Below are 14,646 nucleotides of genomic sequence, written 5' to 3'. Positions count from 1 at the left end.
GCGCCACATATGGATCTTGTCGAAGTAATCCTCGCCCACCCGCACCGCCATCGGTTCCAGCCCGAACTGGACGAAACCGCAACGCAGGTACAGGTTGATCGCGGCAACATTGCCGGCGGTGACGGTAAGATGCGCCGTACATGCATGATTTTTTGCTGACGGCCAAGAGTCCGCTGAAACGCAATCAACCTGTGGGAGCGGGCTTGCTCGCGAAAGCGGTGTATCAGTCAAGCTGATGTCGACTGACACTGCGCTTTCGTGAGCAAGCCCGCTCCCACATTTTTGATCGTGGTGGACTTAGAGCTCGCGCCACATATGGATCTTGTCGAAGTATTCCTCACCCACCCGCACCGCCATCGGTTCCAGCCCGAACTGGACGAAACTGCAACGCAGGTACAGGTTGATCGCGGCAACATTGCCGGCGGTGACAGTCAGCTTGATCAGGCGCAAACCCTGATGACGCTGCGCTTCGGCCAACGCTGCCTCGACCAGTTGCCGACCAATCCCGCCCTGGCGGACCTTGCCGGTCACGTACATGCCGAACAGCGTCACTTTATGCCGGGCCTTCTCGCGATATTCGAAAGCGAGGCCGACGATGCCCGCCAGGCGTCCCTCTGCGAACGCTCCGAGAACCACTTCCATCTTGCCGGTCAGGCGCGCCTCCCACCAACTCAACGGCATTGCCGCACGCTCGCGCACACTGGAAGTGAACGCCTGCGGATGCAGGTCATAGGCTTCGAGCATCAACTCTCGATAAGCCAGGGCATGGCTGGCGTCCAGGCGCTCGATCCACATGCTCAGGCCATCCGTTTTTGTTCAGGCATCAAGCGCGGCGCCGGGGACAGATGGAACGCTGCGGGTGCCCGCACCACCAGCAATGGCTCAGCGGCGAAAATCAGCAAGTCCTGGAGCGGGATCATGGCGGTCCTCGGCGTGGATGATCAGGCAATCGCGGTCAGTGATGCTCGATAAAACGGCAGGATCAGGTCCCGTGTCAATGGCGCCAGGCTGACCCCCGCATCAGTGGTCGGGTCGATCCAGATCACCTCTTCGATCTCGGCGGCCGGGGTAACGTCGGCAGCGATCGCCAGTTGAAAGATTTGTGCCTGAACGACAAAACCTGGTTCGTTGGCGGCCGGCGCAGAGAACTCGCCAAGGAATCTGGCCTGCTGCGGATCAATGAGCAGACCCAACTCCTCATCCAGTTCACGGGCCAGTGCTTGAACCGGCAACTCATGGGCTTCGATCTTGCCACCCGGTTGCATGAAAGCCGTGGTGCCGCGCTTGCGCACCAGCAAGGTTCGGCCGTCGGGGCCGATCAACAGGGCGGCGGCGATGCGGATCAAACCGCAGGATGGTGTAGAAGCAGTCGGCATGAAAAAAGGCTCTGGATTTAAAAACACCAAGGATCACATTTCTGCCGCGGGTGAGCAAAGGCCCGCGCTGACGGCGCTCCATCAATGCCTCGTCAGGGGCTGAAACCCGCGTGCTTGACACTCGCGGTTGCCCTGGCAAAGGAATCGCCCGTAAGCTGTAAATCACTCGGGCACACAACGCCTGAAAAGATCGGGCCGCGTTTGGACGATCTTTTAACGATACCTAGTCCGAACCCAAGGATCCAAGGAACCCGTATGAGCCTGTCACTCCTGAGCCGCTACGCCTTCTTTGCCGTCTGCGTGATCTTCACCCTCGCCAGCCTGCCCTTTCTCGAATACGACTGGCTCTGGCCGATCACCGCCGTGACCGGCGTGCTCAGCCTCGTCGGCCTGTTCGACCTGTTGCAAAGCCCCCACGCGGTGCGCCGCAACTACCCGATCCTCGGCAACATTCGCTATCTGGTCGAAGGCATTCGCCCGGAAATCCGCCAATACCTGCTCGAATCCGACAGCGACGCCCTGCCCTTCTCCCGGGCGCAGCGCTCGCTGGTGTATTCCCGGGCCAAGAACGAAACCGCCGACAAACCCTTCGGCACGCTGATCGACGTGTATCAATCGGGCTTCGAATTCATCGGCCACTCCATGCGCCCGGCACCGTTAAGCGACCCGAGCAGTTTCCGCGTCACCGTTGGCGGCCCGCAGTGCTCCCAACCGTATTCGGCATCGGTGTTCAACATCTCGGCCATGAGCTTCGGTTCGCTCAGCGCCAACGCCATTCGCGCATTGAACCAGGGGGCCAAACTCGGCAACTTCGCCCACGACACCGGTGAAGGCAGCATCAGCCCGTACCATCGCGAACACGGCGGCGACCTGACCTGGGAACTGGGCAGCGGTTACTTTGGCTGCCGCACCAGCGACGGCCGCTTCGACCCGGAACGCTTTGCCGCACAGGCGCAAATGCCGCAGGTGCGAATGATCGAAATCAAGATGAGCCAGGGTGCCAAGCCCGGCCACGGCGGCATCCTGCCCAAGCACAAGGTCACTAAAGAGATCGCCGAGACCCGCGGCATCCTGATGGGCGAGGACTGCGTGTCACCGTCGCGCCACAGCGCGTTTTCCACGCCGATCGAAATGATGCACTTCATCCAGCAATTGCGTGACTTGTCCGGTGGCAAACCGGTGGGTTTCAAGTTCTGCCTCGGCCACCCATGGGAATTCATGGGCATCGCCAAGGCCATGCTGGAGACCGGCATCCTTCCCGATTTCATCGTGGTCGACGGCAAGGAAGGCGGCACCGGCGCCGCGCCCGTCGAGTTCACCGACCATATTGGCGTGCCGATGCGCGAAGGCCTGCTATTCGTGCACAACACCCTCGTCGGTCTCAACCTGCGGGACAAGATCAAACTCGGTGCCAGCGGCAAGATCGTCAGCGCGTTCGACATCGCCAGCGTGCTGGCCATCGGCGCCGACTGGGCCAACTCGGCCCGGGGCTTCATGTTCGCCATCGGCTGCATCCAGTCGCAGTCTTGCCACACCAACAAATGCCCGACCGGCGTCGCCACCCAGGACACCCTGCGCCAGCGCGCGCTGGTGGTGCCGGACAAGGCCCAACGGGTGTTCAGCTTCCACCGCAACACCCTCAAGGCCCTGGCGGAAATGCTCGCCGCCGCGGGTCTTGAACACCCTTCACAACTCTCGGCCAAACACCTGGTACGGCGCATGTCGGCCACCGAGGTCAAGCTGTTCTCGCAGTTGCACGTGTTTCTCAAACCGGGCCAGTTGCTGACCGGCGAAGTGAGTGGCGAGTTCTACTCGCGGATGTGGCAGATGGCACGGGCGGACAGTTTCGAAGCCAACGAAGAAGTAGCGGCATAAGTTTGAAACCCCTGCGCTGACTTCAGCGCTCGCTGTGCAGAATAAACAGGCGCGCCTCGACTTCACCCCCGGTGAGCGTGAGCGTCTGTTTCCACGCCTTGGGAAAGGCCACGACATTCTCGGGCCGGGGTTTGCCCGTCACCCACCAGACGCGTTTTGCCGCGAGTTTCAAGGTCGAGACATCATTGAAGAAAATCCAGTCCAGCCGCTGGGGTATCAGACGCCAACCGCCATAGTTGAACGGTCCTGCCGGCGCACCGCCTGCGGCTCTGGAGATGTACAGCCGTGGCTGGATACCTGTGGTGTTGTAGTAACTGAACGGCAGGTACCAGAACAACCCGTCGACGATGATCTCATCACCGGCCTGCGCCTGACTTTTTATCCCCTGCGCCACCGTATCCAGCCTGGCCAGCTTGCGTACGTCGGTTCCATTCAAGCCGTCCTGTTGGGCATAGACCTTCAACACGCCATGCACCTCGCCCGCCACAAACAGGCTCAAGCAGAGCAAAGCAATGACCGGTCGCTTTTCGGCCAGTCCATCCAGCATCACCGCAGCAATCAAGGCCAGACCCACGGCGGCAAAGACCAGATAGCGCGGGACGAACACCGGAACGATCCAGGAAATCAAAAAAATGGCAGTGACGCAAACAAAGAAATAGCTGATCAGCAGCAGGGTAAAGCGGCGATCGTTGCGCACATCGCGCAACGCCAGCACGCAACAAGCAATCATCACTGCAGTGACGACCAGCGCCCACCACAACCCGCCATCGGTTGCCGACGTCATCACGGTGAATTGCGAGACAAGCCCCGGCAACATGTCCCACGTTGTCGGCGCGATCCACTCCAGGCCGTCCATGCGCCTGATCTGGTCAAACAGATGAGGCAACCAGGGCACATACAACGCGACTATCGCGACATTGGCCATGAGCCATTTGCGAACGGGTAGTACTGTCGGCTCGCCCGTCCCCAGCCCGGACCAGTACCACCAATGCACCAGCACGCATAACGCCGCAAAGTAGTGGGTATAGAACGCGGCGACCATCAACAGCACGTAGATAATCGCGTACCGCAGCGCTTGCGGCTTGCGGCTCCAGCACACCAGCGCGACCGTGGCCGCCATCAGCCAGAAGCCGAGCAAGGCATACATGCGGGCTTCCTGGCTATAGCGAACCGATATCGGCAGAAACACCAGCAAAATCCCGGCGATGCAGGTCGCTCGTCGAGTCGTGTGCAGGCTCATCAGCTTGAGACAAAGCACCAGGGTGCCGACATCCGCCACCGCGCTCAAACCACGCACAGACGCAACGCTGTTGCCGAACAGCAGCGTCCAATAATGAAGAGTCAGGTAATACAGCGGCGGGTGAACGTCCCCCGCCGTAGTCAACCAGATCAGTGCCGGCGCTCGCTCGCTGAGCAGCACGCTGAAGGCTTCGTCATACCAGATCGCCGGTCCTGAAATAGCGTGAAACCTGACGATCAACGCCAGGCCGACCAGCGCAATCAGGACCATTCGATAGGCATACAACCGCCGCTGACTCGCCAGGACAGCGGCCACTGCGTTCAAACGATCCTCTTCAGTGAGTGCAGCTCTGTCGGCTCATCGCCGCTTTTGATGATGTCCTTGATGACATACCGCGGCCGATGCTTGGACTCCATGTAGATGCGGCCGATGTATTCGCCCAGGATGCCGATGCCGACGAGCTGTACACCGCCCAGGAACAGAATGGCAGTCATCAGTGACGGATAACCGGGCACATCGTTGCCGAAGAGGATTTTGTCCAGGACCAGGTAAACCGCATACACCACTGCCATGAGTGAGATGGCGCCACCAATGTAAGACCAAACGCGCAGGGGCACGGTGCTGAACGAGGTGATGCCCTCGAGCGCCAGGTTCCACAATTTCCAGATGTTGAATTTGCTTTTACCGGCTGCACGCGCAGCCCGATCGTACTCGATGACCCGGGTGTTGAACCCGGCCCAGGAAAGCACGCCCTTCATGAACAACTGCTGCTCCGGCAGACTCTTGATGACATCCACGACTTTTCGGTCCATCAAGCGGAAATCACCGACATTCTCCTCGATACGCGTCGAAGCAATCCGGTTGAGCAGGTGATAGAACATGCCGGCGAAATGCCGTTTGAAATAGCCGTCGGCCGAACGGTCGCGCCGTTTGGCCAGCACCACTTCAGCGCCATTGATCCATTCCTCGATGAGCCGCGAAATGACGCTGATCGGGTCCTGCAGATCCACGTCCATGGGAATGACGGCGTCGCCAGTGGCATGTTCCAGGCCAGCAAACAACGCAGGCTCCTTGCCGAAATTTCGCGAGAAGTTGATCAACAGCACATCGCTGTCGTGCCGGGCAATTTCACTGGCCAGCACCAGTGTGCGATCGGTGCTGCCGTCATTGATGAAGACGATTTCAATCTGAAACCGGCTCAGGGACGGTTCCTGGCGCACGGCCTGGTAGAACAGCTCTATCGACTGTTCTTCATTGAATACCGGAACGATCAACGAGACCTTCATGCGTCACGCTCGCGAAACACCACGTACTTGGAAAACAGGAAGCCGAACACCAGGCTCAACGCCGAAAACAGCGCGACAGTCAGCAAGCCGTGCAGCCGCCACAGGTCACCGAGATGGCCTACAGCAAAGCTCAGTGCCCCCATTGCCACCATGAACAGCAGATACCCGCCAACCGACGCCTTGCTGTCAAAGGTGTACAGCGCATTCATGTAGAAGGAAAACGAGGCGGCCACGCAGAAGGCCAACAGATTGCTGACCGCCTGCCGCAGGCCCGCCGCCACGCTCAGCAGGAAGAAGATCTGCCAGTGAATCAGGGTGTTTGCGACCCCGATCACCGTGTAGCTGGACAATCCTTTCCATAACCGTCTCATGCTGACAACCCTATGCTCAATCGTTGTGCCACCTATATTGATTTGAGCTTGTCTACTGTCAGAAATCGCAGGTAGCCCCCCCTTTCAGACCAGCGGTATCCAACTTGTGTAAAGCCGGAGACATTCCGAAATACCCCGACTTTGCATTCGCCCGCGAATCAAGCCACCCTTCGCGCCGCCTATGTGCGGCGCGCAACCTTTCGCTACTTCGCTACGCCTTTGTTCAACACTCGTTCAAGAGCCTGCTGTCATGACATTCGAACGCGATCACCGGATCGATTTTTTTCGTGGTCTGGCATTGATCTTCATCTTTTGGGATCACGTGCCCCACAACCCGCTGGGGCAAATCACCCTGCGTAACTTCGGCTTCAGCGACGCCGCCGAAGTCTTCGTGTTTCTGGCCGGTTTTGCCGCGGTACTAGCCTACGGCAAGGTCCTGGCGCGGGAAGGTTTCCTGATTGCCTGCGTGAAAATCCTGCGTCGTGCCTGGGTGCTCTACGTGGTGCATATCTTCCTGCTGGCGATGCTGATGGGCATCGTGTTCTTCGCCAACAGCCACGTGGAAACCCGCGACCTGGTGGAAGAAATGGGCATGCGCCACTTCATCAGCGACCCGCAGCAGGCCCTGATCGATGAGCTGCTGTTGCGCTTCAAGCCAAACCTGATGGACCCCCTGCCGCTGTACATCGTGCTGCTGGCCGGCTTGCCGCTGGTGCTGCCGATACTGGTGCGCAAAGTCTGGCCGGTGGTGGCGGTGTCGTTGGCGCTGTACCTGACGGTTCCGCTGTTTGGCTGGAACCTGGCCGCCATCAAGGATGGCGTGTGGTACTTCAACCCCGTCGCTTGGCAATTGCTGTTCGTGCTCGGCGGCGCCGCCGCAGTGCTCTCGCAGCGCCCACGCGTACCCGAAACCCGGCCACTGCTACGCCAGCCGTTGTTCATCAGTGCAGCGATGTACGTGGCGGCCGCAGCAGTGCTCACCCTCCTGTGGCGCTGGCCGCAGCTGCACGATGCCGTGGTGCCGGACAGCCTGAACAAGCTGTTGTATCCGATCAGCAAGACCGACCTGTCGCCGGTGCGCCTGTTGCACTTCCTGGCGCTGGCCTACGTCACGGCGAAACTGCTTCCAGACACCGGATGGACGCAGAACTGGCTCGCGCAGCAAAGCTGCCGCATGGGGCGTTTTTCCCTGGAGATATTCTGTCTGGGCGTACTGCTGGCGCCCTTGGCCGACATGCTCAACGCATTGACCGACGATGCCGTCGCCATGCAGATCTGCACGGCGCTGGCCGGGGCCGGTTTGATGGCATTGCTGGCGCTGTGGCTGGAATTCAACAAGCGCTTGAACAAACCGGCGCCAGTGCTTGCCACGTAGAGCCGAATTGACCCCTCGTCAATTCGGCGTTGCACCGCTCGATAGCTGTGGCATCAGTGCTCGATAAAAACCTTCAACGGCGGTTCGTGCATCAGGAAGTTCTGGTGCGAGATGTTCCAGGCATAGGCGCCCGCGAGGGTGAACACCAGCAGGTCTCCTGTCGCCAACTGCGCCACCGGTTGTTGCCGGGCAAGGACGTCCTTGGGCGTACACAGCTGCCCCACCAGCGTGACGGTCTGATCCTTGAGCTGTGCCTCCTGTGTGCCGCGCAGCACCGTGAAGGGATGATCGTGACCCTGAGCTGCAGGCGTACGGAAGTGGTGAGTACCACCGCGGCTGATGGCAAAGAATTCGCCGTGGCTGCTCTTGATGTCCAGCACCTGCATCACGTAGTAACCACAGGCTGCGCTGATGAAACGGCCGATTTCGAAACGCACCCGGGTCGTGCCCATGTCGTACTCATCGATCAACCCTTTCAGGCCCTGGCAAAACCGTGGCCAGTCGAACGACTGCGCGGCATCCTGATAGTTGATGCCCATCCCGCCGCCAACATTCAGTATTGGCAGTTGCAGCTCATGGTCGCGGCACAATTGGCGGAAGGTCAGGAAGTAGCTGCGAATCAGTTCAAGGTGCGCATCGACGTCCAGCTGATGCGAGAGCAAGTGAAAGTGCAGCCCCTCAAGCTGCAGCGACGGCTCTTGCTGCAGCACTTGCAGGGCACTGGCGAGCCCCTCTTCGTCCAGCCCGAATGGCGTGGGTTTGCCGCCCATGACCAAGCGGCTCTGCGGTGCCTGGGCCAGTTTCAGGTTCAGCCGCAACATCACGGGGGCTCGCACCCCGCGTTCGCTGGCGATGCGGGCCAGGTTGCGCAATTCGCTCACGCTCTCCACATGGAATGCCGATATGCGGTATTGCAAGGCAATGTCCAGTTCGCGATCAAGCTTGCCGGGGCCACCAAAGATCAGCGGCTGGTCGGGGCACTGCTCATGCAGCCACGTCAGTTCACCGCCCGAGGCCGCCTCGAAACCGTCCACCCAGGGCGCCAGGGTTTTCAGCACCGGGGCTTCCGGGTTGGCCTTGGCGGCGTAGAACAATTCGCAGTTTTGCGGCAGTACCTGGCGCATCGCCTTGACGTGCCGCTCAAGGGCCGGCAGGTCGTAGACGTAGGCGCACAATGGCTCATCATTTTCAGCCTTGAGTTGCTCGATGCGTTGGGTGACGCAGACCGGAAGGCTCATGCGCGTTTCCTCGTTTCAATGATCGCCAGCGGGCTGTGCAGTGAGGTGTATCCGGCCTCGCGGTCGGCGCGCATCATCAGTCGCGTCATGAAGTTTTCCTTGCTTGGGAAAGGTGCGCCGGCGCACAACTCACGCAGTTCCGGTGGATGGCCAAGACGCGCGGACTGCCTGTGCAGCAGATCGCCGATACGCGCCCACAAACGCTGCTCCAGCGCGTCGCTGCCGTTGGCCAGATGGAAGATCGCTTCGCCCAGATTATTCACCAGTGCGCAGTAACCCACCCGTTGCCAGGCCTTTTGCGCACTGTAGTAAACCGATTGCCGGGTACGTTCATCCAGCGCGCTCAGGCGTTCGGCGGGCCAGATTTGCGGGACCAACTTGGTCCCTTCCAGATCACGAATCCAGACCTGGCTGGGCAAGCCGTCTTCAGCGAAGCCGATGACCGTGTTCTGCAAATGCGGCTCCAGCACCACCCCCTGATTGAACAGGCAGTACAGCACGCCGCCGAGCATCTGGGTGGCATAGGCATCCAGCCAGTTCGATGTGGCTTGCTCGATGCTCAAGCCGGCGTTGTCGGCGTAGCGCTGGACCTGTTGACGGCAGACACTGCGACCTTGTTGATCCCAGGTGAACAGAGCCATTGCCACTTGCGGTCGATAGCGCTCACGGTCGGCGACGGCAAGGTTTTGTCGGTAAACGATACCGAAGCATTCGGTGACTTCGCGGGCCTCTTCCAGCGTACCCAGGGCACTGAGGTCCAGGCTGGTGGCGCTGGGTTCGGGCATCAGCATGAAACCGGGCTGTTGCGTCGCCAACTCGTCCATGATCGGGCCGAGCAGGTGCGTGAGGGCCACGGCGCTATCGAGTTCATACCAGGCGTTCTTGCGCACACAGTTGGTCAGGCGCACGTGCATCGAGAACTTCAGGAAGTACGCCATCTCTGGATGGTAGAGCGTGCGCACCGACGACGTCGGGTACATGGCTTGCCCCAGGGGACCAAGGTATTCGATAAGGCCCTGTTGTTGCGCGCGCTGCACCAGCGGATCGGCCAGCACCCGGGTGACTTCCCAAGGGTGGCACGGATAAGCGTCGTCGCGGCCAGAGAGCTGACGCAAGGTGCTGCGCGGATCCTCGCCCTGATGACGAAGCAGCGTCGGATCGACCTTGAACCAGTGCAACTGGAAGCTGGCGCCGACTTCCGGCGAGCAGGCCAGCAAATCGTCATGGGAGATGCCCTCACGACTTTTCGGGGTCGGATGCAAGGCATGGCCCCACAGCTGATGTTGCTCGGACGCCAGCAGGCTGTCGGCAGATTCATTGGCCGGGCGGGCGTGACGCAGGAAGGTGCGGGTGATCTGCAGGCTGTTGGCGACCTGCTGCAGCATCTCGTCGACGCGCTCGGCACCGCTCAGCGGCGTACAGATCAGCCGCGCCAGTTCAGCGGCGTTCAACGGCCGCCAGCTCTGGTTGTTGCCTTTGAAATAGGGGGCGCTGATGTAGTGGCAACGACCCAGGATGCTGACGCGACCGACGCGTACCACCAAGCGGCCATTGGGCAGTTGAATGCAGATGCAACGGCCGTTGACCTGGCGCAGGCTCATCGGCAGATCCTGCGCCTGATAGTTCAAGATGGCTTCGTTGCGCGGCAATGCGTATTCGCGCAGATAGCAATTGAGCAGGCACTCGATGGCATGGCGCTGGGCTTCGCCATCCAGGGCATGGTCATTCAGGGATACGGCGACGAGCGATGCAGTTTTAGCGAGCGTCATGCTGGAATCTCCCGGGAAGTTTTCAGTAGAGGGTATGCGAGCACCATGGCCGCGATGGCCGCCAGACACGCAACGAGAAAGGGTGACGCGACGCCACAGGCCTGACTGACCAGGGCGGCGGTGACACCGGCAGCGGTGCCGGCCCATTTGCCGCTGGAGTCGAACCAGCCGAACAGGCGGCCGGCGCTGCCTGCGCGGCTGCGCTGGCTCAGGCATCGGTGCAGGCCGACAAAACTGAGCAAAATGCCGGCGCCGCTGAGCAGACGCAGCGCAAACAGCGGTTCGGCCTGCACGCTCCAGAATTGCAGCGCGTTACTGATGGCCAACAGCGCCAGCCCCGGCAGCAGCAGGTTGCCCTGATGCTTCTGGACCCAGGGCAACGCCAGCAGATAAACCACATGCGGCAGGCTGTAGAGCACGCCAATCAAGGCATCGCTGCCAATGCCCAACTGTTCGCCGAACGGCACGAAATAGGGAAAGGTGACGACCATCGCGAAGCTGAACAGGAACTGCACGGCCAGCAGCCGCGGCAGGTCTGGTGGCAGCTCACCCAAGGCCTTGGCGACCTTGCTGCCCAAGGCATTTTGGGGGGCGTCGTTGGGCAACGGCAGGATGAGCACGAAAGCCAGCAATGGCAGCCAGGCCAGATAGCGATACAGACTCAATCCCAGGCCTTGCGAGGTCATCAGTCCCAACAGGATCGGGCCGCTGATCATCGCCAGGCGCGCCGAATACTGCGTCCAGTTCAGGGCCCGGGACAGATCGCCCTGCTTGAACTGGGTCGACAGGTAGGCGTTGGACGCCGCCATCGCCCCGCCGAAGGTGCCCTGGATGATCAACGCCAGGACGAACACCGGCAGATTCGGGCTGAAGCCGGCCAGCAGAAAGCCGGCGAACAACCCGGCGTGGGCACGCAGCAACGACAGCCGACATCCGTTTCGGTCGGCCCAGCGCCCCCACATCGGCGCCGCCAGTGCGGTGCAGAGTGTCGGCAGGACGAACAGCACACCAATGGCCCAGCCAGGTGTGTCAGGCGCGAGATCGGCGAGGATGCGCGGCAGGTACAACGGAATACCGAGCGCAGTGAAGGCGGACAAGTAATGCCCCAACAGGACGCTGGTGATCAGGCGCCGTTGCATGGCACATCCTCCAGCAGAAAGTTTGCCGCACTGTAGCCATAGAACTTGTTGATATCGCTGGCACCGGAATGCGCCTTGCTGAACAGGCTGCCAGCGCTGAGCAAATATTTGACCGGCAGTTTCGGCTTGTCCAACAGCCATCGGTGCGCGTCATGGCAATCGATGCCTTCGGCTTCGAGTTGATGCAGGCAGTTCATCAATCTCTGGCGCAGCATGCCGTACAGACTGCAACGTGTTGCCAGCCCCGCGGTGGCGATGGCTTCCAGGATCGCCACGATATTGAGCTGCAAGGTGATGGTGCAGAACATTTCGGCCAACGGCTGGGTGCTGTCGACGCGAATGCGTTCATCCTGCAACGCTGCCGGCAGGTCAGCGAGATCCGGGCAGGCCGCCGCGAAGCGCCGAGGCCACAGCCGCGCGGCGTCGTTGTCCTTCATCAGCAGGCGCAAGGGCTGGCCTTGTTCGAACATCAATACGGCGTTCTGCTGGTTGGCTTCCAGTGCAATGCCATAGCGCAACCACAGACGCAGATGGACCTGCAGCAACAGATCGAGGTATTCGCCCAACCAGTGTTGCCAGGAACCTGCGTAGAAGCGCTCGACCAGTTGTTCGAGGAACAGGCTTCCATCGGCAAGCGGGCTGGCCAATGCCGCGACAGGTACCAGGGTGACCTTGTCCAGGCCCACCGGATAACGGCGCACGATATAGGCCAGGTGCCGACTCTCGGCGGCATGCCCTCCATGCTTTTCGTCGACGTGCAAGAAACGTGAGGCCAGTGCCGGATCGCGCTCGGTCAAGGCCAGCAGTGTGGTCTGGAACCAGTGACCGTCGTACAGCGTGCTCGGTTTGATCAGGCGCAAATTGCGCGCGCCGAGCGTGCTGACCAACAACGGCAGCTTGATATGCCACTGCGGTTGATCGATACAGACCACCGTGCGCACCGACAGCGTGGGCTCGACCGGCATGGCCGAACGTGGCGCCTTGAGGGTTCCTTCAGGCAGGCCGTATTGCTCAAGTTCGCTCCAGGTCAGCGGGTGTACCGGCAATAACGAATGGGTGTTGTGCAAGGTCGGTGACAGGCCGACTTCCTCGAAGTCCGGCCAGTGAGGCGGTTGCGGGCTGGTCAGGGTCAGGGCGTGGTTGGGAATCGCCAGCCAGTTGAGCTCGAAGCGCGGTGCAAACTCCGGCGCGTAGCCTTTGAGCGCGGCGGCATCGAAGCCACTTTTGGCCCGCGCCGTTGGATAGAACGGGTGATCGAGGTAACTCGCCAGTTGATCGATTTTCAGTAACCGCTGCGACCAGTCCGGCAGGCCAGTCACGTCGTTCAGCGCCGGCGCATATTGGCGATACGCCTGATTGCACAGCGCCCGGTGTTCGGTCGCGCAATCGGCCTCCTTCAAGTACGCGGCAAACAGCGTCAGGCTTTCTTCGTCCAGTCCGTGGCTCAGGTGGCTCAGCCACAGCCGGTAGCCGTGTTGAACCTCGCCGGGGTTGTCTGCCGACACCTTGATCCAGGCGTCGCCCGTACCCACCCAGTCCTGCAATGGATAGGCCTTGACCACAGGCAGCCAGAGTTCATCGGCGCCCAGGTGGGTGATGCACAGCCAGCTTGCGTCGCACTGTTGTGGCAAGAGCTGGCCAAGGGCTGCTGGCAACGTGCCGATCCGCCCTGCGCTGACGATCTCACGGATGTCCTCGCGCAGGCAGCAATCGATAATACGTTGGGTCATGAACGCCTGATCCGCGTCCTCCGGTCGCAGGCTCATGCGACCACCCACTTCAGGTCGCCGAGCATCGAGTTCAATTGCGCGTCCAGGCTCGTTTCATCCGGCGCGATCAGTCGCAGGACACCGACATAATCCTTGTTGGAATGGCTGATGGTCACGGTGTCGCCGGTAGTGTGCAGCGCCCGGTAATCGCACCAATGGCCTTCCCGCTCAACGTTGAAGCTGGCACTGGCCTGATCCAGGCGCCCCGAACGATCGGCAACCAAGTAATGAACGGTGGCTGCGGCTTGCGCCGGCTGCGCCTCGATCAGGCGGTCACCCAGATGCAGAGCGACGATGCGGTCGAACCAGCCCTGTGGCAGCAGCCGATCAAGCAGGAACTCGCGGCCATCGCCGATGCTGCGATAATTGATCTCGACCAGCACCGGACCTTGCGCGGTCAGAATGAACTCGCTGTGACAGACCCCGAAATTGACCCCGAACGCTGCGACTTGAGCCAGCGCGGCGGCACGCTGGGAACTGCACAGCGGACCATTCCAGCGCGCCGCCAGCTCGACGAAATGCGGTGGTGCAGAAAGGCTGACGTCGAAGCCGCCGATAGCTTGCAGATTGCGCCCGTCGCCCAGGGTTTCGAGGGTGAACAACGGGCCTTCCATGTACGCCTCCAGCAGCAATGCCCGATCCGGTTGCTGCAGCCAGAAGCTCTCGCAGTAAGCGCTCAATTCAGCGGCGTTGTGACACAGTCTGACGTCGAGGCTGGCGACGCCTTCGCGGGGCTTGGCGACCACCGGCCACGGTGCATCGCTCGGCACTGCGGCGTTCGATGTGAGCACCTGGAACCATGGCCCGGGCAGACCCAGGCGCTGCATGCGTTCGCGCATGGCCGCCTTGTTCTTCGCCGCGTAGCACAGCCGCCAGTCCTTGCCGGGGCATTCGAAGGCCTCGGCAACCATGGCTGTTGCGGTCTGCAGGTGATCGCTGTTGGAGAACACGGCGGCAGGACGCAGGCCTTGACCATTGATCATCTCGATGACTGCGAGCGGATTGAACACATCGCACTCGATCACCTGCAGTTGTTGCGGCGAAATAGCCGAAGTGGCGAGCAGGCGTCTGTGCTCCTGAGCGTGGTCGGTAATGACCACGATCGGCAATCCGCGTTTGTGCGCGGCAGGCACGAAGCCCTCCAGAATTGCAGGGTGGGCGACATGAGCAAGGATGACGAATGGTCGTTGCATGGCAGGTTCCTGGAG

14 protein-coding genes are annotated in these 14,646 nt (G+C 61.0%); 2 read left to right on the top strand and 12 right to left on the bottom strand.

The window, feature by feature from the left end; translation table 11 throughout:
• The 4 genes from AC07OG_RS14255 to AC07OG_RS14240 all read right to left on the bottom strand — a co-directional run.
• A partial coding sequence (locus AC07OG_RS14255; RefSeq protein ID WP_495067324.1) for an N-acetyltransferase occupies window positions 1–249 on the bottom strand: 249 nt, incomplete at its 3' end.
• Between the two features lie 48 nt (window positions 250–297).
• Complete coding sequence (locus AC07OG_RS14250) at window positions 298–795, bottom strand: GNAT family N-acetyltransferase (protein ID WP_495067323.1); 498 nt, start codon at window positions 793–795, stop codon at window positions 298–300.
• A gap of 2 nt (window positions 796–797) precedes the next feature.
• On the bottom strand, window positions 798–920 hold the full coding sequence (locus AC07OG_RS14245) for a hypothetical protein (protein WP_256352678.1): 123 nt from the start codon (window positions 918–920) through the stop codon (window positions 798–800).
• A 21-nt stretch (window positions 921–941) separates the two neighbouring features.
• The gene (locus AC07OG_RS14240) at window positions 942–1,376 is read right to left on the bottom strand and encodes an NUDIX hydrolase (RefSeq protein WP_495067322.1); all 435 of its coding nucleotides are present in this window, start codon (window positions 1,374–1,376) and stop codon (window positions 942–944) included.
• Window positions 1,377–1,631: 255 nt separating this feature from the next.
• Here AC07OG_RS14240 and AC07OG_RS14235 point away from each other — a divergent pair, with 255 nt between their 5' ends.
• Window positions 1,632–3,251 (top strand): FMN-binding glutamate synthase family protein, encoded by a 1,620-nt coding sequence (locus tag AC07OG_RS14235; RefSeq protein ID WP_495067321.1) that lies wholly within the window; start codon window positions 1,632–1,634, stop codon window positions 3,249–3,251.
• Between the two features lie 22 nt (window positions 3,252–3,273).
• Here the strand turns inward: AC07OG_RS14235 and AC07OG_RS14230 are convergent, their stop codons facing one another.
• Genes AC07OG_RS14230 through AC07OG_RS14220 form a run of 3 tightly spaced genes read right to left on the bottom strand, consistent with a single transcriptional unit; the run spans window position 3,274 to window position 6,148 of the window.
• Window positions 3,274–4,806, bottom strand: a complete 1,533-nt coding sequence (locus tag AC07OG_RS14230; RefSeq protein WP_495067331.1) for a glycosyltransferase family 39 protein — start codon at window positions 4,804–4,806, stop codon at window positions 3,274–3,276.
• Between the two features lie 5 nt (window positions 4,807–4,811).
• Window positions 4,812–5,777 carry a glycosyltransferase family 2 protein gene (locus AC07OG_RS14225; RefSeq protein WP_495067320.1) on the bottom strand — a complete coding sequence of 322 codons (966 nt, stop codon included), beginning with the start codon at window positions 5,775–5,777 and terminating at the stop codon, window positions 4,812–4,814.
• Window positions 5,774–6,148 (bottom strand): GtrA family protein, encoded by a 375-nt coding sequence (locus AC07OG_RS14220; protein WP_060543182.1) that lies wholly within the window; start codon window positions 6,146–6,148, stop codon window positions 5,774–5,776. The genes AC07OG_RS14225 and AC07OG_RS14220 overlap by 4 nt, the downstream gene beginning before the upstream one ends.
• A gap of 250 nt (window positions 6,149–6,398) precedes the next feature.
• On the opposite strand from AC07OG_RS14220, the gene AC07OG_RS14215 reads away from it, so the two are divergent.
• Window positions 6,399–7,523, top strand: coding sequence for an OpgC family protein (locus tag AC07OG_RS14215; protein WP_495067319.1), 1,125 nt, complete (start codon window positions 6,399–6,401; stop codon window positions 7,521–7,523).
• 53 nt (window positions 7,524–7,576) lie between these two features.
• On the opposite strand, the gene AC07OG_RS14210 is transcribed toward AC07OG_RS14215, so the two are convergent.
• Genes AC07OG_RS14210 through AC07OG_RS14190 form a run of 5 tightly spaced genes read right to left on the bottom strand, consistent with a single transcriptional unit; the run spans window position 7,577 to window position 14,631 of the window.
• A complete protein-coding gene (locus AC07OG_RS14210) occupies window positions 7,577–8,761 on the bottom strand; it encodes a type III PLP-dependent enzyme (protein WP_495067318.1) in 1,185 nt (394 codons plus the stop codon).
• Window positions 8,758–10,530: an IucA/IucC family protein gene (locus AC07OG_RS14205; RefSeq protein ID WP_495067317.1), complete on the bottom strand. Its 1,773-nt coding sequence runs from the start codon at window positions 10,528–10,530 to the stop codon at window positions 8,758–8,760. The genes AC07OG_RS14210 and AC07OG_RS14205 overlap by 4 nt, the downstream gene beginning before the upstream one ends.
• Complete coding sequence (locus AC07OG_RS14200) at window positions 10,527–11,669, bottom strand: MFS transporter (protein ID WP_495067316.1); 1,143 nt, start codon at window positions 11,667–11,669, stop codon at window positions 10,527–10,529. The genes AC07OG_RS14205 and AC07OG_RS14200 overlap by 4 nt, the downstream gene beginning before the upstream one ends.
• Window positions 11,654–13,435 (bottom strand): IucA/IucC family protein, encoded by a 1,782-nt coding sequence (locus AC07OG_RS14195; protein WP_495067315.1) that lies wholly within the window; start codon window positions 13,433–13,435, stop codon window positions 11,654–11,656. The genes AC07OG_RS14200 and AC07OG_RS14195 overlap by 16 nt, the downstream gene beginning before the upstream one ends.
• Complete coding sequence (locus AC07OG_RS14190; protein WP_495067314.1) at window positions 13,432–14,631, bottom strand: ATP-grasp domain-containing protein; 1,200 nt, start codon at window positions 14,629–14,631, stop codon at window positions 13,432–13,434. Before AC07OG_RS14190 ends, AC07OG_RS14195 begins: the two co-directional genes overlap by 4 nt.
• Window positions 14,632–14,646 lie beyond the last annotated feature (15 nt).

This window comes from Pseudomonas sp. GW821-FHT09H03, assembly GCF_059415945.1.
Note: the sequence above shows the minus strand (reverse complement) of the source record. Positions and strands in the feature narration are given on the sequence as shown.